The organism is Roseibium sediminis (assembly GCF_008711325.1).
GTDB classification, from domain to species: domain Bacteria; phylum Pseudomonadota; class Alphaproteobacteria; order Rhizobiales; family Stappiaceae; genus Roseibium; species Roseibium sediminis.
This window is the reverse complement of record NZ_VXDB01000011.1, coordinates 88,090-112,238: the sequence shown is the minus strand read 5'-3', so window position 1 is coordinate 112,238 and position 24,149 is coordinate 88,090. Positions and strand designations below refer to the sequence as shown.

Below are 24,149 nucleotides of genomic sequence, written 5' to 3'. Positions count from 1 at the left end.
TCTCGCCTGGTCCGGAAATCGGCTTATCTCCAGCCGCGTTCCTTGTAGTACTTTTCAGCACCCGGATGCACCGGAGCAGACAGGCCGTCATTGGCCATTTCTTCTTCCTTCAGGTTTGCAAACGCCGGATGCAGACCTTTGAAATCGCTGAAGTTTTCGAATACGCCCTTAACAACCGTGTAGACGACTTCGTCAGAAACGTCTGCAGAGGTCACGAAGGTTGCGCCAACGCCGAAAGTGGTGACTTCGTTGTCGGTACCCTTGTACATGCCGCCCGGCACCGTGGCCTTGCGGTAGTACGGGTTGTCTGCGATCAGCTTGTCGATCGGAGCGCCTTCAACGGAAATCAGTTCCACATCACAGGTCGTAGCAGCCTCGGTGATCGCCGCAGCCGGGTGACCAATGGTGTAGATCATGGCGTCGATCTTGCCATCACACAGAGCCTGGGCCATTTCAGCACCCTTCAGCTCGGCAGCGAGAGCAAAGTCAGACATGCTCATGCCAAAGGCTTCCATGACAACTTCGGTGGTCGCGCGCTGACCCGAACCCGGGTTACCGACGTTCACCTTCTTGCCCTTCAGATCTTCGAAACCGGCAATTCCAGCGCCCTTGCGAACGATCAGTGTGAACGGCTCCGGATGCACGGAGAATACGGCGCGCAGGCCTTCAAACGGGCCCTGCTCCTCGAACTTGGAGGTGCCGTTGTAAGCGTGATACTGCCAATCAGACTGAGCAACACCGAACTCGAGCTCACCGGCACGAATTGTGTTGATGTTGTAGACGGAACCACCAGTGGATTCCACGGAGCAGCGGATGCCATGCTCTTTGCGGTTCTTGTTGACCAGACGACAAATTGCACCACCGGTCGGATAGTAGACACCGGTGACACCGCCGGTGCCGATCGAAATGAACTGCTGCTCAGCAGCGCTTGCTGCGCCAAAGGTGCCTGCGATCATTGCGGCGCCGAGGGCGAGGCTAGCAAATTTCATGAGATAACCTCCGTTTATTGTTATGGGCGTGAGCCCCTCCAACTAAAGTCGGAAGAGCTACCTAACCAAAAACGCGACGGAGATAAAACCCTCAATGGCAAAATTGGAAAAAAAACAGTGTTTTTTGTCGGTAAAGGAACACAAATTCGCGTGGTAATTGCACCATGCCATGCGCGCAGTATAAGCAAATGGACATGCAAAAGCCGGTCAGCTCACTCAGAAGCATGACCGGCATTTACAAAGTCAACTTGCTCTTCCGCCGTTGATTACTTCAAACAGACGACCGCGCAGTTCCTTCTCGTCTTCGCCTTCCCGCAATGCGTTGCGCCATTGATCAATAATAAGTCTAAGGCTCATCGTTTCGCGGGTGTGCGGCAGTTGGCTTACAAAACCAGCAAAAAAAGTATCCAACTGATACCGATCAAGAACATCCTGTTCTATCATCGCGTGTATAAGGGTCATTGTCGCAGCAATGTGCCCTTTGACGAAATCAAGCTCCACCGTGCCGACTTCGTTCTCTGCTTGGTAGTACGACATCGTACCTCTCTTCACTGTATTTTCGACGGCGTTTTCTTTGAACACCTATTCGAATTTGCATTTCTGCTTACGGGGGAGTGCACATTCCCCGGTTTGTGAAATGCCTCACATGAAATTCATGATCCGGCTGAACTACCATCAATATGTTTATTCATCAATTAACTCATAAGTTCAACAGCAATAATAGTAATTTATTATTAACCGCCGCTAGCCAGACAAGATGTACATAAGTTTCCTCGTATTTTTTACCTAGGCCGTGGAATAACCAAAAAATATCGAAATTTCCTCTTGCATCTCATTCCTGCTCGGCCTAAACACTCGCCACACCAACGGGGCGGGTCAATCACCCTCCCACAACGAAGCCTTGAACCGCTTCGCAGGTTGTTGGAAAGAGCCGATAGCTCAGCTGGTAGAGCAACTGACTTTTAATCAGTAGGTCCAGGGTTCGAACCCCTGTCGGCTCACCATTTCATCTCCCACGGACATCGATAAATGAAATGGTGAAACCCGCGATATTTCGCGGAGTTTGAAGCTTCAAAGGTATTTCTTCAGGGCTGAAAATAGACGCTCAATATCCTGTTCCGTCGTCCAGACGTGCGGTGTGATCCGCAGGGATGCGCCGCGCTGGGAGACATAAACGTTTTCTTCGGCAAGTTTTTGAACCAGATCGGCAGGCGCCGACTCATTCAAACCGAGGGTCAAAAAGTGCCCTGCTCTTTCGGTTTCTCCCACTGGGAGGAGTCCCATTGTCGAAGCTCGCGCAGCCAGTTCGAGATTGCGCCTGGAAAGCGACAAATAGAGGTTATCCACAGACCACTCAATTATCTGTGAAAGAGCAACGCATAACGCCGGAAGTGCAGCAAAATTAGCAACTTCACCCATGTCGAAACGACGGGCACCATGCCTGTAGCGGTTACTGTAATCCACAAGACGGGCAAAGTTCTCCGCCCCGGCACGGTTCATCCACCCCTCCTCGATCGGGGACCCCTCCCATTGGCGCTCGGCGACATAAAGAATGCCGCTGCTATAGGGGCCAAGCAGCCACTTGTAGGCAGCGCAGACCATGAAGTCAGGATCAACAGCCTTCACATCGAATGGCATTGCGCCAAGGGACTGGGTCAAATCCAGCACAAGAGCGGCGCCGACATCCTTGCAGGCTTTTGAGACCTTCTCCAGGTCAATCACACGTCCGTCGGTCCAACGGCATGCAGAGGCAGCCACAACAGCGGTATCAGCCGTTATGGCGCCCAGAAATGCCTCGGTCAGGTCTTGCCCATCTGCGGTTACAAGATCTGCGCCGGTTTCTTCAGCACGTTTGGCCCAGATGTGGCGGTTGGAAGGAAACTGTTCTCCCGCGACGATAATGCTTTGACCCTTGTTGATCGTCAGGTTTCGCGCGGCGATCGCAAGGCCGTAGCTCGCAGATGGAATGACTGCGATATGATCCGCAGAGCAGCCAATCAGCTTTCCTGTCAGCTCCCTCACCTTTTCCGGCGTTTCAAAGAAGTCGGATGGCTTGATCGTCCAGGGTTGCGCCTTGACTCGGGCGCCCTTCTCCGCAGCCTCGACAACCTTATGCATCAAGGGGCCCATATAGGCGCAGTTCAGATAGGCAACGTCTTCGGGGATATCAAACAGGTGGCGCAGGTTCGGGAGCATTGTCTCTCATGTCGGCTGATGATCGTTTGCGCCAGTGTTGCATCTGCCGGCACGGCGGACCAATTCATTTGTTGAATTGCGACCACAAAAACTCTTGATCAGATGAAATGCTGTTTCGGCAGAAGATAAAAAGGCCCGCCGGAGGGAACCGGCGAGCCTTTCCTTCCAAGATGTTTTGACCGCTGTTAACTGGTCGCTGCAGGCGGTGTATCCGTCGAGCCACCCATCATGGCTTTGGCCTTCTCGCGCATGGACTGCATGAGCACATACAGAACCGGGATCAGGATGACCCCGAACACGGTCGCAAAGAGCATCCCGCCAAATACGGCAAAGCCGATGGCGTTCTGGCTGGCCGCGCCTGCGCTGGAGGCTGTCATCAAGGGAACCACGCCCAAAAGGAACGACAGCGCCGTCATCATCACCGCCCGGAACCGGAGGTGCCCAGCCTCGATTGCCGCATCCTTGATGGACTTACCGGACGCGCGTTGCTCCATTGCAAACTCGACGATCAGGATGGCGTTCTTGGCCCCGAGCCCCACCAGCATGATCATGCCGATCTGGGTGTAGAGGTTGACGTCTCCTCCTGTGAGATAGACCGCAACAAACGCGCCAAGCATCGCGACGGTCACCGACAACAGGATCGCCACTGGCATGGTCCAGCTTTCATATTGTGCCACGAGGAAGAGATAGGCGAACAGGATCGACAGCAGCAGAATGAACAGAACGATATCGCCCGCCCCCTGTTGCTGCAGGGCAGTGCCCGTCCATTCATAGGTATAGCCGGACGGCAATGCCTCAGCCGCAGCCGACTCCATTGCTCCGATCACAAGACCGGTGGACGCACCGGGGGCCGGCTCGGCATTGACGCTGGCAGACCGGAACATGTTGTACCGTGTGAGGGTTTGCGGCCCGAGCACGTTTTCGGTTGTCAGCAACGTGCGCAGTGGAACCATCGTTCCATCCGTTGACCGGACATAGAGGCGACCAATGTCGTCCGCCTTGTTGCGGAACTCACCCTCAGCCTGCAGCATGACCCGGTAGACGCGACCAAAGATGTTGAAGTCGTTGATGTAGTAGGAGCCGAGGTAGGCCTGCAAAGTGGAGAAGACATCCGCCACGTTTACGCCGAGTGACTTGGCTTTCTCGCGGTCCAGATCAACGAAGATCTGTGGCACATTCGACCGGAAGGTCGAATAGGCCTGAGCAATATCGGCGCTCTGGTTGGACGAATAGACCAGCGAGCCAATGGCTGACGCCAGATCCTGCGGCGTGCCGCCCCCAGTCTGCTGCACGATCATTTCAACACCACCGGTCGTTCCAAGACCTGGAATGGGCGGTGGATTGAACGAAATGATATTCGCGCCTGGGATCGTGGAGAACTGCTGCCAGAACCTCTTCAAAATCGCGTTGATACCAAGCTGAGGGTCCTGACGATCCTGCCAGTTGTCCATGGTCGCAATGACGAGTGCCGAGTTGGAGGCAAGCGCTGCATTGAGGATGGAGAAGCCGTTGACCACGGTGACGTTTTCCACGCCCGGCGTGTTTGTTGCGAACTCCACCACCTGAGCCGTGATTTCCTCGGTCCGCTGGAGAGAGGCTCCATCCGGCAGCTGCACGTCGACCATCAGGTACCCCTGATCTTCAAGTGGCAGGAAGCCGGTCGGCAGGCGACCATTGAAATAGTAGATGGCAACCAGCACACCGCCGATGACGACAATTCCCATGAAGGACATGCGGACAAGTCGGCGCACGAGGCTCGTGTAGCCGTCGCGAACGGCCCCAATGCCCTTCTCGAAAATCGCGAGCAGTCCGCGCGCCGGTCCGGTTCTAGGCTTGAGGATCAAACCACACAGGGCCGGCGAAAGCGTCAGCGCGTTGATGGAGGAAATGATCACAGAGACGGAGATCGTGACCGCGAACTGGGAATAGAGGCGACCGGTGATACCCGGCATGAAGATCGTTGGAACAAACACGGCCAGAAGCACGAGTGTTGTCGCGATCACCGGACCGGTGATCTGTGTCATCGCCTTGGCCGTCGCCTCCTTCGGAGACAGGCCTTCCTCGGCAATCAGACGCTCTACGTTCTCAACGACAACGATGGCGTCATCCACCACGATGCCGATGGCAAGCACAAGCGCGAAAAGCGATATCGTGTTGAGCGACATGCCAAGGGCAAGAAGGACACCGAACGTGCCAATCAGCGATACTGGAATCGCGACTGTCGGAATGATGGTTGCACGCCAGTTTCCAAGGAAGATGAAGACCACGGTCACCACGAGGATGAAGGTGACGAACAGCGTTTCGATCACATCATTGAGCGACTGTTCAACGAATTCCGTCGTGTCAAACGGGATGCCATATTCCATGTCTTCCGGGAAGGACCTCGACAGACTTTCCAGTCGCTCCTTCACGGCGGCAGCAACGGCGACAGCATTCGCACCCGGTGCCTGATAAACGGCAAGAACCGTGGACGGCTTGCCGTTGAACTGGCCACTGGCGTTATAAAACTGCGCAGCACGTTCGACCCGGGCGACATCGCCGATGGTCACCATCGCACCATCTTCACCGGTGCGAAGAATGATCTTCTCGAAGTCCTCGGTTGAGGAAAGGCGACCCTTGGCCTTGATCGTGTACTGAAACTGCTGGCCGTCCGGCACCGGCGGAGCGCCGATCTGACCGGCAGCAACCTGGATATTCTGGTCACGCACGGCAGCTACGAAATCCAGCGGCGTCATGCCGAGGCTGGCCAGTCGATCCGGATCAAGCCAGATGCGCATGGCATAGGCAAAGTCCGTCATGACATCCGCGCGGCCAACACCTTGAACACGTGCCAAAGCGTCCTTCATGTTGATCGAGGCATAGTTCGACAGGAACACCTCGTCGTAGGACCCTTCCGGGGAATACAGCGTGACGACCAGCAACATGTTTGTTGAGGCCTTCTGCACTGTCACGCCGGTCGCTGTGACTTCGCTGGGAAGTTGGCTGGTTGCCTGAGATACGCGGTTCTGGACGTTGACGGTCGCAATGTCGGGATCCGTCCCGACGGCAAAGGTCACATTCAGCGAGTAATTGCCGCTGTCGGCGCTGTTTGATGACATGTAGATCATGTCATCAACGCCGTTCACCTGACCCTCAATCGGAGCTGCGACTGTTTCTTCCAGCACTTCTGCGCTGGCGCCGGTGTAGCTTGCCGACACGTTGACGACAGGCGGCGTGATGTTGGGAAACTGCTCAACAGGCAGAGCGAGATATCCAAGGACCCCGGCAATCGAGATCACGAGAGATATGACCAGCGCAAACTTTGGCCGGTAGATGAAGAACTGGGAAAACATCAGGCGTTACTCCACCGGCTTGGCGGCAAGAACGGCATTCACCGGCACACCGGGACGAACCTTTTGCAGACCCTGGACAATGACCCGCTCACCATCCTGAAGCCCGTCCTTTACGACAAAGTCGCCATCAATCTGATCGCCCAGCTTCACATAACGCTGCTCGACGGTTTCTTCCTTGCCGACAACAAGGACGAAATCGCCTTTCTGGTCGCGCTGGATGGCAGCCTGCGGAATGACCAGAGCCTTGGTCTCTTGCGGGGCCTCAAGGATGACCGACACATATGTGCCCGGTAGCAGCGTACCATCCCCATTAGCGAATTCGCCGCGGAACGAGACGGTACCTGTGCGCGCGTCGACCCGATTGTCGATGAAGACGATCTTGCCGGTTTCGCCATACCGTTGGCCATTGGGAAGGATCAGGCTGATCGCCGGTGCTGTTTCCGCCTCAAAGGCCGCCGTCGAAATGTTGTGTTCCTGAACCGCGTTCAGGTACTGGGATTCGCTGACCGCGAAATTCACGTAAACCGGGGCCTGACGAATTAGCGTCGCTAGAGCACCCGTACTCGGCCCAACGACTTCGCCGACGCTATAGGCTGTTTTGCCGATCTGGCCCGGGAACGGGGCCTTGATATCGGTGTAGCCGAGGTTCAGTTCCGCCTGCTGCAACGCTGCCTTGCTGGCTTCAACTGCGGCTTCCGCCTGTTCCTTTTGAGCCAAGGTCGCCTCATAGGCTGCCTCGGAAACGTGACCTTTCTGCAGAAGGTCCTTGTCCCGTTTTTCATCGGCAGCCTTGAGCGCTGCATCTGCTCTCGCGCTTGCCAGATCTGCCTTGGCTTTCGACAGGGCCGCTTCGTACTGGGACTTCTCGATCGTGAACAGCAAATCGCCTTCGTTCACTACAGCGCCGTCTGCGACGACTTTCTTTTCAAGAAAGCCGGAGACCCGTGCAAGCAAAGCGACCTGATCGACAGCTGCAATCTGACCGACAAACTGCACGCTTTGACGAATGTCCTTCGACTGGGCAGCAGCAACGCTTACGGATGGGGGCGGAGCTGCGGGAGCTGCCTGTTGGCTCTGGTCGTTGCACCCGGCAACTGCCAGTGCCATGAACCCGGATAGAACAATTGTCTTTCTGGAAATGAATAGACGATCGATAGACATTAAAGGGACGCTCCGAATGGATCTTATAGAGCAACTGCAAGGTTGCTACCTTGCGCACACCCTACTCTTCCCCGGACCGATTTAACAACCCTGCGCATGCGCGTGGAACGTGTCTTTGCAAAGGCAAATCGTCGTATAAAATTGGAACTGCCTGCAGGTGTTCGGCGGATCTATCCGCGGCGAGCAACCATCATCCCGGCAATTTGGCTGATTTCGACGGATTTCTCAGCCATTCCGTTCGAATTGCCTATCACAACACCGGCGATAACCGGTCCGCCATCAGCCGGAACGATGGGGTCCGCATCTGCGTAAAGAGCGGCAAACGCTCCGGGGGACAACACGGTTATCAGCCCTCGTGGCGTCGCAATTTCCAGACCGAGGCTTGTGGCACGCATCTCGCGCTGGCCAGTGAAACCACCGAGAAATTCATGCAAGTCGGACGGATCGTTTGCCACCATGATCAGCTCAAGGATCCGGTTGGCACCATTCGGATGAGCCTGAAACTCGCGGCGCCAGAACACATCCGGATAACGATGGAAGCAGGTGAAAAAGCCAAGGCCGGGAGCCTGTGGCGTCGAAGTGAAGGTCAGATCAAATCCGACGGTTGCCTTCGTGCCATCACCAAAGGTCGCCTCGCGTTGAAACGAGAACGGATCATAGACCGCAAGACCCAGGTCCTCGAAGGCTTTGCGGTCCTCATCGGGATTGCCACTTTCGAGAACGAGCATGGCTGCCCCTTCCCGGTCTTCGAGAAACCCGCGGCAATGGGAACCAAAGGAAAATGCCGTATCCGTATGGTTCGGGATCAGCGTCTGATCGCGAACGGTCAATATCTCGATGAAGAAATGATCGAGCTGGACCAGACGGTTGGACGTTCCCCAGGGATGGTGAGCCGTCGGTGTTACCGTGAACCCAAGTGCTTCATAGGAACGGGCAGCAGCGTCCAGGTCTTTGACGACATGCACGACATGATCAAGACCACGGACCATTGCCTCTCCCCGTACCGTTTTTGAATAGCGAGAGCCGACTAGACCAGTCGGCTCTGATGAATGGCCGCTCCCACAAAGGAAGCAAACAGCGGATGAGGCTCAAACGGACGGGATTTCAGTTCCGGATGGTACTGAACACCGATGAACCACGGATGATCCGCAATCTCGACCGTTTCTGGCAGGACGCCGTCCGGTGACGTGCCGGCAAATATAAGGCCGCAGTTCTCAAGACGGTCCCGGTAATCGATATTCACTTCATACCGGTGCCGGTGACGCTCCGAAATCGAGGTCGAACCATAGACTTCAGCGATTTTGGACCCCGCCTTGAGGGCCGCCGGATAAGCACCAAGGCGCATGGTTCCGCCGAGATCACCATCCTCAACACGCATTTCCTTCGCGTTGCCCTTGGTCCATTCGGTCATCAAGCCAACAACAGGCTCTGTCGCGGGACCGAACTCGGTTGAACTGGCTTCCTTGATGCCAGCCAAATTCCGTGCTGCTTCGACCACAGCCATCTGCATACCGAAGCAAATGCCGAAATACGGGATCTTGTGTGTGCGTGCGAACTGTGCAGCCGCAATCTTGCCTTCTGCGCCACGCTCGCCGAATCCGCCCGGCACCAGAATGCCGTGAACGCCTTCCAGATAGGGAAGCGGATCTTCCTTCTCGAAGGTCTCGGATTCGATCCACTCCAGATTGACCTTTACCCGGTTTGCGATACCGCCATGAACCAGAGCCTCGATGAGAGACTTGTAGGCATCCTTCAGGACCGTGTACTTGCCGACAATGGCAATGTTCACTTCACCTTCCGGGTTGTTGACGGCTTCCGAAATGCCTTCCCAACGCGCAAGCATCGGGCTCGGTGCGCCCTTGATGCCGAAGGCTGCAAGAACCTCGTCGTCCAGGCCTTCCTTGTGATAGGCAATCGGCACGTCATAGATCGACTTGACGTCATAGGCTGGAATGACAGCGGTTTCGCGAACATTACAGAACAGGGAGAGCTTGCGCTTTTCGTTGTCCGGGATCGGACGGTCACAGCGGACCATCAGAATATCTGGCTGAATACCGATCGAGCGCAGTTCCTTCACAGAGTGCTGGGTCGGCTTAGTCTTCATTTCACCTGCCGCTGCGATATAGGGCATCAGGGTCAAGTGAATGTAGATCGCTTCGCCGCGCGGCAGATCATTGCCAAGCTGGCGAATGGCCTCGAAGAACGGTAGCCCCTCGATGTCGCCAACCGTCCCGCCGATTTCTACGAGAACGAAATCATAGTCCTCGTTGCCGTCCAGAACGAAATTCTTGATCGCATCGGTCACGTGCGGAATCACCTGAACCGTACCGCCGAGATAGTCTCCGCGCCGTTCCTTGGCGATGATGTCCTGATAAATGCGCCCGGTGGTGATGTTGTCCTGCTGGTTTGCAGGACGGCCGGTGAAGCGTTCGTAGTGGCCAAGGTCGAGGTCGGTCTCCGCCCCGTCATCGGTCACAAAACACTCACCGTGCTGATACGGGCTCATGGTGCCCGGATCGACGTTCAAATAGGGGTCGAGCTTACGAAGACGAACCTTGTAGCCACGCGCCTGGAGCAACGCTCCAAGTGCTGCGGATGCCAGACCTTTGCCAAGCGAGGAAACCACGCCGCCAGTGATGAAGATGTATCGCGCCATGGAGCAATACCATATCCTTGCCGAGGGCCGATTGACCACTCGGGAGTTTTCATTAGGAACAAGAAAAATGCCCTGCGAGGAGCCCGCAGGGCCGTATTTCCGTCAGTTCAGCTCAATTAGGACCGCTGCATTTTATTGTGCAGAGGGAACCTGGGGACCTGTCGGCTGGCTCTGTTGCTTCAGAGTGTCGAGAATTCCGCCACCCGATTCGCCTTCAGTCGTTGCCGGGGCGCTCTCGGTTGCCGCCGGAGTGGTGGCGTCGAGAATCGAGGACGGACGATCTTCGTTCTTGGCAATCAGGCTGAGGATCAGCGATGTCGAAAAGAAAGCGACTGCGAGAATCGCCGTCGCCCGTGTCAGAACGTTTGCCGTTCCACGAGCCGACATGAGGCCGCCACCGCCGCCTCCACCAATACCAAGAGCTCCGCCCTCAGACCGCTGCAAGAGCACCACAAGCACGAGCGCGAGGACAATCATCAGATGAATGACGATGACTACGGTTTCCATCGAATACCATATCTTATTGCTGAAGTTTGCGGGGTTCTACACCACGAAAGCGCTGCTGACCACCCGCAAATGTGGGTTTTCTCTAGGCTGTGATCAAGTAGGCTCAAGCGTAGGCCTTGAGGATGCCCAAAAAGTCCTCTGCCTTGAGGCTTGCGCCGCCTACGAGTGCACCGTTCACGTTCTCCACAGCCATAAGCTCTGCAGCATTGGAGGGCTTCACCGAGCCACCATAGAGAATCCGCATCTTGTTTCCGGCATCGCCAAAACGATCCACAAGTTTGCTGCGAATGGCGGTATGGATTTCAGCGACGTCTGCTGGCGTCGGCGTCAAACCGGTTCCGATTGCCCATACCGGCTCATAAGCGATGACGGTGTTTTGAGCATCCGCACCGTCGGGAACAGACTCAGCAAGCTGACCGGCGACTATTTCCACCGCCTTGCCTGCCTTGCGTTCGGCTTCCGTTTCACCAACACAGATGACGGCAATCGTGTTTGACGCCCAAGCAGCCTTTGCCTTGGAATTTACAACTGCATCTGTCTCGCCATGATCCGCACGGCGCTCCGAATGCCCGACGATGATAGCCGTAGCCCCGGCATCGGCCAGCATTCCTGCGGATAAATCGCCGGTGTGAGCACCCTTGTCAGCTGTGTGACAATCCTGTGCGCCAACGGCAATAGATGTTCCAACGGCCCCGACCGCAAAAAGATAAGTAAGCGTCGCAGGCGGGCAGATCATCGTATCCACCTTGGAAGCGAGCGCGCTGGACACTCCGGAGGTGATGTTGGCGAACTCCGCAAGCGAGCTCCGCACCCCATTCATCTTCCAGTTTCCGGCTACCAGTGGCTTTACTGTATGTGTCATTGCCCGCGTCGTCCCACATCGTGAAAAATTGAACCGGACCGAGGTTAGAGCAAAACTGCGCGCGACTTGCAATTCCGCAAGCGGCAAATGGCGAAAAGAGTTTGCCCTCTGTCACTTGCTCCCCTGCCCTCGTCTCATTATGATCCGCGCGCTTTGCCATAACTGGCAGGGGGCGGTAGCACTTTGCGCCGAACCATTGGCCCGACAGAAGAAGAAAGACGGGAGACAACATGCTCGACGCGTTGCGCAAGGGCGCCGGCACCTGGGTTGCCAAGATATTCATTGCCCTTCTGGTATTCAGCTTTGCCGTCTGGGGCGTCGCTGACGTGTTTACCGGTTTTGGGCAGAATGTGGCGGCCAAGGTTGGCGAAACCGAAATTTCAACGCTGACTTTCGACCGGGCCTATCGGCAGGATCTGAACCGTTTTGGCCAGCAGGTCGGCCGCCCGCTCTCTACCACTGAAGGCGCTCAGCTAGGCATTCCTCAGCAGACGCTCGGCCGCCTTTTGGCCGAAGCGGCACTGAACGATACCAGCAGCCAGCTCAATCTCGGTGTGTCTGATTCCCGCTTGGCGACTGTCATTCAAAATGATCCCGCCTTCCAGCGCCCCGGCGGTGGATATGATCGGGCACAGCTTGCACAGGTGCTGCGCAATATCGGCATGAGCGAAGACGAATATGTTGTCGAGCAACGCAAACTGATCGAGCGCCAGCAGCTTGCACAGGGTGTCTCAGGCGCGATGAATGCGCCGACAACCTATCTGGAAGTCCTGCACGCCTATCAGAATGAAACTCGCGATCTCAGCCTGATCGTGATCACGCCGTCGCAGATTGGCGAAATCGCAGATCCGGATCAGGCAACTCTGGACAGCTACTTCGAAGAGAACAAGGCCAACTTCAAGGCTCCCGAATTCCGCAAGCTCACGCTTCTCGAACTGTCACCCACTTCGTTGGCCCGTCCCGATGACATTTCCGATGAGATGGCCCGTGAAGAATATGCCCGTGACACCGATCGCTATTATCAGGCAGAGCGCCGCCGTGCCCGTCAGATTGTGTTTCAAAATGCAGACGAAGCCAACGCTGCTGCCCAGAAGATCAAGGAAGGCATGACGTTTGAGGCCCTGATGGCCGAGCGCAACCTGACAGACAACGATGTCAATCTAGGCCTCTTGGCCAAGGACGGGTTCCTTGATTCTGCTGTTGGAGACGCTGCCTTTACTCTCGGCGTTGGTGAAACGAGTGGGGCTATTGATGGTCGCTTCTCGACTGTCATCGTCAATGTCACCGAAATTCAGCCAGAATCCACCAAGCCGTTCGAAGAGGTGAAGGCGGAAATCAAAACCTCCCTTGCAGCGGAACAGGCAGAACGTGAGGTTCTCGACCTTCTGGACGAGATCGAAGATGCCCGTGCAGGCGGTGCGCTTCTTGCCGAAGTTGCAGAACGTTTCCAGTTGACGACAACCTCCCCGGAAGCCTTTGACCGTGCAGGCAAGAATGCCGATGAAGCTCTCGTTGATCTTCCCGATGTTGCCGATCTGATTTCGGGAACCTTCTCGTCTGATATCGGCGTTGAGAATGATCCCCTCCCACTCGGTACGCGTGGATTCCTCTGGTACGAAGTTACCGAAGTCATTCCGGCGCGGGATCGCGAACTTGATGAAGTTCGTGAAAAAGCCATCGATGCCTGGAAGGTCGCTGAGATGGCCAAGCGCATTCAGGAAACGGCCGATGCCTACGCCGAACGCGTTCGCAAGGGTGAAACTCTTGATGCCATTGCAACGGAAGCCGGTCTCACGGTTCAAAAGTCTGAAGGCGTCAAGCGCAACTCGGTTTCTGTAGCCGTGACCCGCAGCGGCCTTGCAAGCCTGTTTGAAGGGCCTGAGGGTCATGTGGCTGCCGTGGACGGTGCAGAGAGCCCAGCTCGTGCAGTTGCCCGTGTCGACAAGGTCATCGTGCCTGCTTTCTTTGCCGAAGAGCAGGAAATTCAGGCATTGGCTGGACAGCTCTCCTCCCAGATGCAGGATAGTCTCCTCAACCAGTATGTTGCCGGTATCGAGGCCAGCGCTGGCGTTGAGGTCAATGATGGTGCAATTGCACGCGTCCTTGGCCTGAACAACACCGGCCAGAACTAACCGAGACGAAAGGTACCGTCCCGTCGATGACTACGTTCAAAGAGTATATTGCCAAGGTTGCCGACGGGCATTCCCTGAACAGACAGGAAGCGCGTGAAGCGTTCGACATCATCTTGTCCGGTTCAGCCACTCCTTCCCAGTTGGGTGGGTTCCTCATGGCCCTGCGCGTTCGCGGTGAAACCGTGGACGAAGTTACGGGTGCTGTGGCGACGATGCGCGACAAGATGCTGACTGTCTCTGCTCCCGCCAGTGCCATCGACATCGTTGGCACGGGCGGTGACAATTCTGGCAGCTACAATATTTCCACCTGTACTGCGCTTGTCGTGGCTGGCTGCGGCGTTCCTGTTGCCAAGCACGGCAATCGGTCTCTGTCCTCGAAATCGGGCTCGGCAGAGGCGCTGGCCGAACTTGGCATCAATATCGACATTGGCCCGGACAAGATTTCCCAGTGCATCTCGGGCGCCGATATCGGTTTCATGTTTGCCCCGCTTCATCACGCGGCCATGAAACATGTTGGCCCGACCCGCATGGAACTTGGCACACGTACCATTTTCAACCTGCTAGGCCCCCTGTCCAATCCGGCTGGTGTGAAGCGGCAGATGGTTGGCGTGTTTGCTCCCAAGTGGATCAAGCCGGTTGCCGAGGCGCTCAAGAACCTCGGCTCCGAGCATGTCTGGGTTGTCCATGGCGATGGCATGGACGAGATCACAACGACCGGCACCACCTTCGTGACCGAGGTGAAAAACGGTGAGACCCGTTCCTTCGAACTGACACCGGAAGACGTTGGCTTGCCGCGTGCGACAATGGCGGACCTTAAAGGTGGTCAGCCCGCAGAAAACGCTGCTGCCCTTCGAAAGGTTCTCGCTGGCGAACCAAGCGCCTACCGGGATGTTGTCCTTTTCAACGCAGCTGCCTCTCTGATTGTTGCAGGTGTCGTCGACAATCTGAATGACGGGATCACGAAGGCTGCCGACTCAATTGATAGTGGCGCTGCCGCCAATCGGCTTTCGCGTCTTGTTTCCATTTCCAACGGATAAGACATGGCTGATATCCTGAAGAAAATCGAAGCCTACAAGCGCGAGGAAATCGCAGCTGCAAAGGCGAATGTTTCCCTTGAAGACCTCAAGGCGCGTATCTTGGATATTGCTCCCTGCCGCGGGTTTCAAAAGGCGATCGAGGCCAAGCTTGCTGCCGGTGACTATGCGCTGATAGCCGAAATCAAGAAGGCCAGCCCGTCGAAGGGCCTGATCCGTGCGGATTTCGATCCACCCGCGCTCGCTCGCGCCTATGAAGCTGGTGGTGCCGCCTGCTTGTCGGTTCTGACGGATACTCCGTCCTTTCAGGGAAAGCCGGAGTTTCTTGGGGCAGCGCGTGATGCGGTTTCGCTTCCTGCCCTGCGCAAGGACTTTCTTTATGAGACCTATCAGGTCTACGAAGCTCGTGCCTGGGGTGCGGATTGCATCCTGATCATTCTCGCTGCAGTGGACGATGCGACTGCACAGGCGTTGGAAGAGACGGCCTTCGAGCTCGGCATGGATGTTCTTCTGGAAGTTCATGACGCGGAAGAACTCGAACGGGCCCTGAAGCTGAAGTCACGGCTTCTTGGCATCAACAACCGCAATCTGAAGACCTTCGAGACACGGCTTGAAACCAGTGAGACGCTGGCGCCCATGATCCCGCAGGAGCGGATTATTGTCGGCGAATCCGGCCTCTTCACACCAGCTGACCTTACCCGCATGACGGCGGTCGGGATCTCCACCTTCCTCATTGGCGAAAGCCTGATGCGTCAGGACGATGTTGAAGCGGCAACGCGGACACTGCTGGCAAAACAGACATCGGCTGCAGCGGAATAACCCATGACCGGCGACCCGAAACTCACGCATATCGATTCTTCGGGCGCTGCCAACATGGTCGACGTCTCCGAAAAAGATGTCACGTCCCGCGTGGCGACTGCCGAAGGCCGCATCAAGATGTTGCCGGAGACGCTGGCGCTTATTCAGTCCGGCAATGCCAAAAAGGGTGATGTTTTGGGCACTGCCCGCCTTGCCGGGATCATGGCTGCCAAAAAGACGCACGAGCTTATTCCGCTTTGCCATCCCCTGATGCTGAGCAAGGTATCGATCGATCTGGAAGTCGATGAGTCCCTGCCGGGCATTCGCGTGCTGGCGACAACCAAGGTCAGCGGGCAGACCGGGGTCGAAATGGAAGCGCTCACCGCATGCAGCATTGCCTGCCTCACGGTCTATGACATGGCCAAGGCGGTCGATCGTTTCATGGAAATCGGTGAAATCCGTCTGGTAGAGAAAAAGGGTGGCAAGTCGGGCCACTGGCACAAGGACGACGCTGCACCTGTTGGCGGCTTGGGAACCTGACCCATGAGCCTGATGCCGATTGCGGACGCGCTCGCCCTTCTGTTGCAGGACGTAGATAGACGGGACACCGAAATGGTTCCCCTTGAAAAGGCGAACCACCGCATTCTTGCGCAGGACGTCACCGCATCGCGCACCCAGCCTCCCTTTGCTGCCTCGGCCATGGACGGATATGCTGTTCGTGCTGAAGATGCCGCTCACGCGGGTGCTGAACTCAAGGTGATTGGCGAAGCTCCGGCAGGGCATTCTTTCAAGGGCTTTGTTTCCAAAGGCGAAGCGGTGCGGATCTTTACCGGTGCGCCTGTGCCGGATGGCTGCGACAGCATTCTTATTCAGGAGAATGCCCACCGCAGCGAAGATTCGATTTCCGTGATCGAACCTCCAAAAGCGGGTGCCTTTGTGCGTCCTGCCGGACTGGATTTTTCCGAGGGACAAACACTTCTCTCTGCCGGAAAGAAACTCAATTACCGTGACCTGGCACTCGCCGCTGCCATGAACCACGCCGAGCTTCCTGTTGTGCGCAAACCTGTTGTCGCGATTCTGGCAACGGGTGACGAGCTCGTTCGCCCCGGAGGCAATCCCGGCCCGGACCAGATCATCGCGTCTAATCATCTGGGTGTTGCAGGTCTGGTGGAAGATTGTGGCGGAGAGGTTCTCGATCTCGGCATTTCGCCCGATGATCCCGTGGTCATGGCCGGATTGGTTTCAAAGGCAGTCCAAGCGAAAGTCGACATTCTGGTCACCCTTGGCGGCGCCTCCGTTGGGGACCACGACCTTGTTCAGGATGTCCTGGGCGATCAGGGCATGGATCTGGCGTTCTGGCGTATTGCGATGCGCCCCGGAAAACCCTTGATGGCCGGTAAACTCGGACAAACCAAAGTTCTCGGGTTGCCGGGCAACCCGGTCTCAAGTCTGGTCTGCAGCTTGCTTTTCCTGAAACCGCTGCTCGCCCGTATGCTTGGAGATATCGCACCGCGCGATGATGAAACTGACGCCATACTTGGCGCTGCCTTGAAAGAAAACGACCGTCGTCAGGACTATATCCGCGCGCGGCTCGAATTCGATGAAAGCGGTCGTGCAGTTGCTACCCCGTTCGAGCGTCAGGATAGTTCCATGCTGCGGCTTCTGGCGGACTCAGGTGCCCTGATTATCCGCCCACCACACGCCCCCGCCCTCGACGCAGGCGCGACGGTCAAAATCCTGAAGCTTTAAAGCATTTCCAGGCGAAGTGGATACCGGTTCGCCGTCAGGAAATGTGCCAAATCAAATATTTAGAGCACGTCGAGTGATTCAGTGAATACGAGACGTGCTCTATAGTCGCGCTCAGCGCTCCCGCATGGCATGCGCAATCTGGTCGACCACCGGTTTCACCAGATAGCTGAGGACGGTTCGCTCGCCGGTTTTCATGAACGCTTCGACGGGCATTCCGGGCACCAGAACTTTTCCATCCAGCTTTTCCAGCTCATCTTCGGGAATGATCAGGCGTGCGGTATAGAAGCTCGCGCCCGAACGTTCGTCGACGATCAGATCGGCTGAAACCGTAAGAAGTTCAGCGTCGAGTTCCGGGGTGGTGCGTTGGTCAAAGCTCGGGAACCGAACACTCGCCTTTTGGCCAGCTGCAAGCTGGTCAATATCTACGGGCCGAACCTGGGTCTCGATGATCAGCTTGTCTTCCTGAGGGACAATGACCATTACGGTTTCGCCCGGTGCCACAACGCCGCCGATTGTATGAACGGCCAACTGGTGCACGTAACCGGTCTGAGGTGCACGAATATCCACGCGCGTCAGTTCATCTTCGGCGGCAATTCTCTGCTCCTGCAGACGGGCAATTTCGGAGCGGACATTCTGCAGCTGCTCCAACACTTCCGCCCTGTAGCTATCCTCGATCTGGAGGATCTGCACCCGGCGCTCGCTGATCGCCTGTTCGGACCGCGCGATTTGCGAAAGGAACTCTCCAAACTCCCCCTGGAGGCGGGCCCGTTCACGACGCAAGGAAGTCACACGGCTTTTTGAAACGAGGTTCTTCGTCAACAGGTCGGACAGATCGGCCAACTCTTCATCGACCAGATCAATCTCGGTAGTCTTGGCCTGGAGCTGTGCTGTCAGTCCTTCGATCTGCTTGTCGAACTGGCGAATTTGCTCTTCCAGCTGGTTCTTGCGCCCTGCCACGCTCTCGCGTCGGGCCGTCATCAGCTGCGCCTGCCCCAGTTCAATATTGCCCTTTTCGACACTCTCGTCGAAGTTGATTTCTTCAAGGTCATCGCGTTCTGCAACCAGACGCGCTTCCTGTGCCGTCAACTCACGCAACTGTTTGGTAATGACCGAAAGATTTGCGCGCGTGACGGTATCATCCAGCCGCAGCAGCAAATCGCCAGCCTGAACTGTGTCCCCGTTCTGGACGCGGATATCCTTGACGATCCCACCTTCACGGTGTTGGACCTGTTTCGTGTTGGTTTCCACCACAACCGTTCCGGAGGAAACGATGGCGCCCGAGATCTGGGCGACCGCCGACCAACCACCAATGCCGGCTGTTATGGCAATGGCAATCACCGACGAAATGAGGATGTGTTTGCGAATGCTTTTGCGAAGGGAAGCGTCGCTGACAGTCTCCATGGAATGGGCTGCCGCAGACCTTTGTTCGTCAGATCGGGTCAAAACTTTGCTCCAATCGTCGTCGGAACAGGTTTTACGACCTGCTTCAGAGCTTCGTCCTTAGGTCCGAAGGCTGCCATCCGTCCTTCCGTCAGGCACAGGATCTTGTCAACGGTGGCGATGGCACTGGGTCGATGGGCGATTACTACCACGATGGATCCCTTGTTGCGCATGGCCTTGATGGCCGCCGTCAACGCCGCTTCACCTTCTGCATCCAGATTGGAATTGGGTTCGTCCAGAACCACTAGAAACGGATCGCCATAGAGTGCTCTTGCTAGGGCAATGCGCTGCTTTTGCCCGGCCGACAATGCGCGCCCTGCCCGACCAATAACGGTGTTGTACCCTTCCGGGAGGGAAACGATCAGCTTGTGCACATCTGCCAGTTCCGCCGCCTCGATGATCTTCTCTGTCGACTTGTCCGGTCTGAACCGAGCGATATTATCGGCAATTGTTCCGTCAAACAGCTGAAGGTCCTGCGGTAGATAGCCGATGAACTCACCCCGCCGCTCCGGCGAAAACTGGTTTATCTCGGCTCCGTCATAGCGGACAGCGCCCCGCAAGGTTGGAGAAATCCCGACAAGAGCTCTTGCAAGAGTGGACTTGCCCGAACCGGAGGGGCCTATGATGCCGAGGCCATCGCCCGCTTCCAGCGAAAAGTGGACACCGTTGACATAAGGAAGCGGCTCACCAAGCGGGCCGCAACTGACTTGCTCAACATCGATTTTTCGTGTTGGCAACGGCAATTCGAAGGATGCGCCGTCAAGCGAACCGGCCACTTGCCCAAGAATTTGGCGAAGACGAACAAGGGCCTGACGGCAGGCTACAAATCCGCGCCACTGCGCAACGGCTGCTTCGATGGGCGACAAGGCCCGAGAAGTCATGATGGACGCCGCAATCATGACGCCTGGAGTGATTTCCTGCTTGATAGCGAGCCAGGCCCCCACGCCGAGAATCGCAGACTGGAGAACAAAGCGGATGGTCTTGATCAGCGTTCCGAATAGCCCTGTGCGGTCAGAAGCCAGCCGTTGTGTTTCCAGATAACCGGCGTTTTGCTCGTCCCATTTTTGAGTCAGCGCATGGTCCATGCCCATGGCCGCAATGACTTCGGAGTTTCGTTGACCGGCTTCAACATCTGCCAAGCGTCGCCCTGAATGCTGGTTGGCTTCCTGTGCCGGTTTCTGGCTCAGGTACTCGTTGAGCCAGATCAGGATACAGATAAGCACCGCCCCCCCAAGGCCAACCATGCCCAAAACCGGATGGAACAGAAAAACGATGCCCAGATAGAAAGGAAGCCACGGAAGATCGAAGATTGCCGCAGGCCCTGGGCCTGACAGGAAGTTTCGAACGGCATCCAGATCCTGCACGAGGCGAATGCGGGCCGCCGCCTTTCCCATCCGGACGGGCAGCAGACTGGATAGTCGATACACCAGCGGTGACAGACGAGCGTCGACGCGCTGGCCAATGCGGGCCAAAATACGGCTGCGCAGACCTTCTAGAATTCCGTAGAACGCATACAGGACGATTGCGAGGCCGGCGATGACCACCAGTGTCGGCACTGATCCGCTCGCCAGAACTCGATCATAGACCTGCAGCATGAAGACCGGACCGGTCAGCATGAGAATGTTGATCAGGAAGCTGAACAGGCCGACGGCCCAAAAGGCGGATTTAACCGGGCGAAACGCCTGCGCTACAGGATCTTCTGATGGTGAGCCTGCAGTCCGCCGATGTCGCTCTGCATTGTTATGCATGGGTGTCCAGTTCTGTCCCGGTTTTTCCGATCGTCCTGTTTCTGGGTTGCAAGACAGAAACAGCGCCTATTCAGAATAGGAACATGATGAAAACAAACCGTGTATTCAGGCTTGAAACTTGCCTGCAATTGTCAAAATTAGCGTTGCAAAACACATAGACGAGTGGGAAGAAAAGTCAAAGGCCGCCAGATGGCGGCCGTTGTGTCTTCACAGGAACCTTTTGGGTACCCGTTTTAGCCCGCTGCCTCTACGGCACGTTTGGCCATGACCGTCACCAGATTGGCACGATAGGCGTTTGAACCGTGGATATCGGACAACAGGTTGTCTGCACCAACGGAAATACCGGCAACCGCACTTGCAGAGAAATTGCCCGCAAGAGCCGTTTCCATCTCGGGTACGCGGAACACACCGCCCTGTCCTGCACCGGTCACTGCCACGCGAACGGATCCGTCACCCATCTTGGCAACATACACCCCCGCCATGGCATAACGCGATGCTGGGTTCGGATATTTCGCGTATGCGGATTTTTGTGCGACCGGGAACGATACAGACACCACGATCTCGTCTTCATCCAGAGCAGTTTCAAACAGCCCGGTGAAGAACTCGTCGGCAGCCAGGCTGCGCTTGCTGGTCGTGATCGTTGCCCCGAGCGCCAACAGGGCTGCCGGATAGTCAGCTGCCGGATCGTTGTTCGAAATCGAACCGCCGAGCGTACCCATATGCCGAACTGCCGGATCCCCGATGCCGCCAGCCAGTTTGGCAAGGCCGGGAAGCTTTTGCTTCACGACTGTTGAGCCAGCAACATCCGCATGCTTGGTTGCAGCACCGATGGAGATTGAAGCACCGTTGTCCGTAATGCCCTGCATTTCGGCAATGCGGCTGACATCGATCAGGTCGCTCGGCGCTGCAAGGCGCTGTTTCATGGTCGGTAGCAGTGTCTGTCCGCCTGACAGCAGCTTGGCGTCTTCGGCCTTAGCCAGAAGAGCCGCCGCATCGGCCACAGAACCGGCTCTGTGATAGGTCGTCTCATACATTTTGTTTCTCTCCCGTTTTCCCTGACAGCGCATAAGCCTGTTTCAGGTTCGGATATCCCAATTGGAATGGCAGACGAACAGACCGTCTGCCATCAGCCGGTTATTCTGCTGCCTGCTGCATGCCAGCCCGGCAGAGCTGCCAGACTTTTTCAGGCGTTGCAGGCATGGACAGGGCGTTTGAGCCGATCGCGTCCGTAATCGCGTTGATCACGGCAGGAGGCGAACCGATCGCACCGGCTTCACCGCACCCTTTCATGCCGAGCGGATTGCCCGGGCACAGGGTTTCATGCGTTGAGAGCTTGAACTCCGCCGGAAGGTCGTCGGCACGCGGCATGCAGTAATCCATGTAGGACGCCGTCAGAAGCTGACCGGTCTCGTCATAGGCTGCATTTTCCAGAAGCGCCTGACCGATACCCTGGGTCAGACCACCATGCACCTGGCCTTCCACGATCATCGGGTTGATGACCTTGCCGAAGTCGTCGGCTGCCACGAAGTTGATGATTTCGGTCTTGCCGGTTTCCGGGTCGACTTCCACTTCGCAGATATAGGTGCCAGCCGGGAACGTGAAGTTCGTCGGATCGTAGAACGCGCCTTCCTTCAGACCCGGCTCCATGCCTGCAGGCAGGTTGTGCGCCGTATAGGCCGCCAGAGCCACTTCGGTGAAGGTCAGCTTCTTGTCGGTGCCGGCAACTTTCAGCTCGCCGCCCTCGATGGTGATGTCCCCTTCAGAGGCCTCCATCAGATGAGCTGCGATCTTCTTTGCCTTTGCCTCGACCTTGTCCAGAGCCTTCACAATGGCGGACATGCCGACAGCGCCGGACCGGGACCCGTAAGTCCCCATGCCGAACTGGACCTTGTCCGTGTCGCCGTGGACGATGGACACCTGATCGTTGCCAATACCGAAGCGTTCGGTGATCAGCTGTGCGAAGGTGGTTTCATGTCCTTGTCCATGACTGTGCGAACCCGTCAGGACTTCGATGGTGCCAACAGGGTTCACACGAACTTCCGCCGATTCCCAAAGACCAACACCTGCCCCCAGAGAGCCAACTGCGGCGGACGGCGCAATGCCGCAAGCCTCGATGTAGCAGGACATGCCGATGCCGCGCAGTTTACCACGGGACGCCGCTTCCGCCTTGCGAGCTGCAAAGCCGCTGTAGTCGATGGCGTTCATGGCTGCATCCAGCGTCGCGCTATAGTCGCCAGCGTCGTAGCACATGATGACCGGCGTCTGGTGCGGGAACTGGGTGATGAAGTTCTTGCGGCGGAAATCCGCTGGACTCATGCCCACTTCACGCGCAGCCGTTTCCATCATGCGTTCAACAAGATAGGTCGCTTCCGGACGCCCTGCTCCGCGATAGGCGTCTACCGGCACCGTGTTTGTATAGACTGCCTTCACATTCGCATGGATCGCCGGGATGTTGTACTGGCCCGACAGAAGCGTTGCGTAAAGGTAGGTCGGGACAGAGGAGGAAAACAGCGACATGTAGGCGCCGAGGTTCGCAACCGTTTTGACCCGAAGGCCGGTGATATTGTTGTTCGCATCCAGCGCCATTTCAGCCACGGAGCGGTGATCGCGGCCATGGGCATCCGTAAGGAAGGCCTCGGTGCGATCAGAGACCCACTTGACCGGACGATCCACCTTCTTGGAAGCCCACAGGCAGACCATTTCTTCAGGATAGATGTAGATCTTCGAACCGAAACCACCACCAACATCCGGTGCTATCACACGAAGCTTGTGCTCCGGCGCAATGGCGTAGAAGGCGGAGAGAACCAGACGTGCCACATGCGGGTTTTGCGATGTGGTGTAGAGCGTGTGGTGTTCTTCGGCTGAATCGTAGATCGCCAGCGCCGCACGCGGTTCCATCGGATTTGGAACCAGACGGTTGTTGTAGATCTCCATGCGGGTCACATGGGCCGCATTGTCGAAGGCGGCGTTCGTCGCTGTCTCGTCACCGATTTCCCAATCATAGATCAGGTTATTCGGAGCTTCCGGGTGAAGCTGAGGGGCGCCTGCTTCCATTGCAGCAACAGGATCAACGACTGCGTCGAGCTCTTCATAATCAACCACAACCGCGTCGGCAGCATCCCGTGCCTGTGCTTGCGTGTCGGCAATCACGACAGCAACGGCTTGACCGACATGGCGAACGATTTCCGGCTCAAGGGCGCGCCAGGCACCCATGTTCATCGGGGATCCGTCCTTGGAGTGGATCATCCAGCCGCAAATCAGGTTGCCGATACCATCGCCGACGAGCTGCTCACCGGTGAGCACTGCGTCAACGCCCGGCATGTCGAGGGCTGCACTGCTATCAATCGATTTAACCCGTGCGTGAGCATGCGGGGACCGCACAAATGCTGCATACCCCATGCCCTGGGCTGTCATGTCGTCAGTATACCGGCCCTTGCCGGTGATGAAGCGCTTGTCTTCCTTACGCAAGACGCGTGCGCCAATTCCATCAACGCCCATATGTCTCTCTCCCAAAACTCTTGATCAGGCACCCTGAACCGGGCGCT

At 56.7% G+C, this 24,149-nt stretch carries 18 protein-coding genes and 1 tRNA gene; 6 read left to right on the top strand and 13 right to left on the bottom strand.

All coding sequences use genetic code 11. The annotated features are described in order from the left end of the window. Nucleotides 1-23: 23 nt before the first annotated feature. A complete protein-coding gene (locus F0155_RS12815; RefSeq protein ID WP_150524913.1) occupies nt 24-989 on the bottom strand; it encodes a TAXI family TRAP transporter solute-binding subunit in 966 nt (321 codons plus the stop codon). A 243-nt stretch (nt 990-1,232) separates the two neighbouring features. Further along, nucleotides 1,233-1,526 carry a hypothetical protein gene (locus F0155_RS12810; protein ID WP_208999258.1) on the bottom strand — a complete coding sequence of 98 codons (294 nt, stop codon included), beginning with the start codon at nt 1,524-1,526 and terminating at the stop codon, nt 1,233-1,235. Between the two features lie 391 nt (nt 1,527-1,917). Between F0155_RS12810 and F0155_RS12805 the strand changes: the two genes are divergently transcribed. Then, a tRNA-Lys gene (locus tag F0155_RS12805) sits at nt 1,918-1,993 on the top strand. A 67-nt stretch (nt 1,994-2,060) separates the two neighbouring features. Here F0155_RS12805 and F0155_RS12800 read toward each other — a convergent pair. From F0155_RS12800 to tpiA, 7 genes are all read right to left on the bottom strand, one after another. Beyond that, on the bottom strand, nt 2,061-3,185 hold the full coding sequence (locus F0155_RS12800; protein WP_150524912.1) for an aminotransferase class V-fold PLP-dependent enzyme: 1,125 nt from the start codon (nt 3,183-3,185) through the stop codon (nt 2,061-2,063). A 185-nt stretch (nt 3,186-3,370) separates the two neighbouring features. Continuing rightward, complete coding sequence (locus F0155_RS12795) at nt 3,371-6,517, bottom strand: efflux RND transporter permease subunit (RefSeq protein WP_150524911.1); 3,147 nt, start codon at nt 6,515-6,517, stop codon at nt 3,371-3,373. 6 nt (nt 6,518-6,523) lie between these two features. Further along, nucleotides 6,524-7,678, bottom strand: coding sequence for an efflux RND transporter periplasmic adaptor subunit (locus tag F0155_RS12790; protein ID WP_150524910.1), 1,155 nt, complete (start codon nt 7,676-7,678; stop codon nt 6,524-6,526). Nucleotides 7,679-7,848: 170 nt separating this feature from the next. Further along, complete coding sequence (locus F0155_RS12785) at nt 7,849-8,667, bottom strand: VOC family protein (protein WP_150524909.1); 819 nt, start codon at nt 8,665-8,667, stop codon at nt 7,849-7,851. 38 nt (nt 8,668-8,705) lie between these two features. Then, a complete protein-coding gene (locus tag F0155_RS12780; RefSeq protein ID WP_150524908.1) occupies nt 8,706-10,334 on the bottom strand; it encodes a CTP synthase in 1,629 nt (542 codons plus the stop codon). 132 nt (nt 10,335-10,466) lie between these two features. Next, the gene (secG, locus tag F0155_RS12775; protein WP_150524907.1) at nt 10,467-10,841 is read right to left on the bottom strand and encodes a preprotein translocase subunit SecG; all 375 of its coding nucleotides are present in this window, start codon (nt 10,839-10,841) and stop codon (nt 10,467-10,469) included. A gap of 103 nt (nt 10,842-10,944) precedes the next feature. Further along, on the bottom strand, nt 10,945-11,703 hold the full coding sequence (gene tpiA, locus F0155_RS12770) for a triose-phosphate isomerase (protein ID WP_150524906.1): 759 nt from the start codon (nt 11,701-11,703) through the stop codon (nt 10,945-10,947). Nucleotides 11,704-11,933: 230 nt separating this feature from the next. On the opposite strand from tpiA, the gene F0155_RS12765 reads away from it, so the two are divergent. The 5 genes from F0155_RS12765 to F0155_RS12745 are packed head-to-tail and all read left to right on the top strand — an operon-like array spanning nt 11,934 to nt 17,416. Beyond that, nucleotides 11,934-13,835, top strand: coding sequence for a SurA N-terminal domain-containing protein (locus F0155_RS12765; protein ID WP_150524905.1), 1,902 nt, complete (start codon nt 11,934-11,936; stop codon nt 13,833-13,835). Nucleotides 13,836-13,861: 26 nt separating this feature from the next. Then, on the top strand, nt 13,862-14,872 hold the full coding sequence (trpD, locus tag F0155_RS12760) for an anthranilate phosphoribosyltransferase (RefSeq protein ID WP_150524904.1): 1,011 nt from the start codon (nt 13,862-13,864) through the stop codon (nt 14,870-14,872). Nucleotides 14,873-14,875: 3 nt separating this feature from the next. Then, nucleotides 14,876-15,688: an indole-3-glycerol phosphate synthase TrpC gene (gene trpC, locus F0155_RS12755; protein ID WP_150524903.1), complete on the top strand. Its 813-nt coding sequence runs from the start codon at nt 14,876-14,878 to the stop codon at nt 15,686-15,688. Nucleotides 15,689-15,691: 3 nt separating this feature from the next. Beyond that, a complete protein-coding gene (gene moaC / locus F0155_RS12750) occupies nt 15,692-16,207 on the top strand; it encodes a cyclic pyranopterin monophosphate synthase MoaC (protein WP_150524902.1) in 516 nt (171 codons plus the stop codon). A 3-nt stretch (nt 16,208-16,210) separates the two neighbouring features. Further along, a complete protein-coding gene (locus F0155_RS12745; RefSeq protein ID WP_150524901.1) occupies nt 16,211-17,416 on the top strand; it encodes a molybdopterin molybdotransferase MoeA in 1,206 nt (401 codons plus the stop codon). A 111-nt stretch (nt 17,417-17,527) separates the two neighbouring features. On the opposite strand, the gene F0155_RS12740 is transcribed toward F0155_RS12745, so the two are convergent. From F0155_RS12740 to F0155_RS12725, 4 genes are all read right to left on the bottom strand, one after another. Beyond that, a complete protein-coding gene (locus F0155_RS12740; protein ID WP_244303511.1) occupies nt 17,528-18,859 on the bottom strand; it encodes an HlyD family type I secretion periplasmic adaptor subunit in 1,332 nt (443 codons plus the stop codon). After that, the gene (locus F0155_RS12735; RefSeq protein ID WP_150524900.1) at nt 18,856-20,604 is read right to left on the bottom strand and encodes a type I secretion system permease/ATPase; all 1,749 of its coding nucleotides are present in this window, start codon (nt 20,602-20,604) and stop codon (nt 18,856-18,858) included. The genes F0155_RS12740 and F0155_RS12735 overlap by 4 nt, the downstream gene beginning before the upstream one ends. 233 nt (nt 20,605-20,837) lie before the next feature. Then, nucleotides 20,838-21,638 (bottom strand): FAD binding domain-containing protein, encoded by an 801-nt coding sequence (locus tag F0155_RS12730; protein WP_150524899.1) that lies wholly within the window; start codon nt 21,636-21,638, stop codon nt 20,838-20,840. 100 nt (nt 21,639-21,738) lie between these two features. After that, nucleotides 21,739-24,102: a xanthine dehydrogenase family protein molybdopterin-binding subunit gene (locus tag F0155_RS12725; RefSeq protein ID WP_150524898.1), complete on the bottom strand. Its 2,364-nt coding sequence runs from the start codon at nt 24,100-24,102 to the stop codon at nt 21,739-21,741. Nucleotides 24,103-24,149 lie beyond the last annotated feature (47 nt).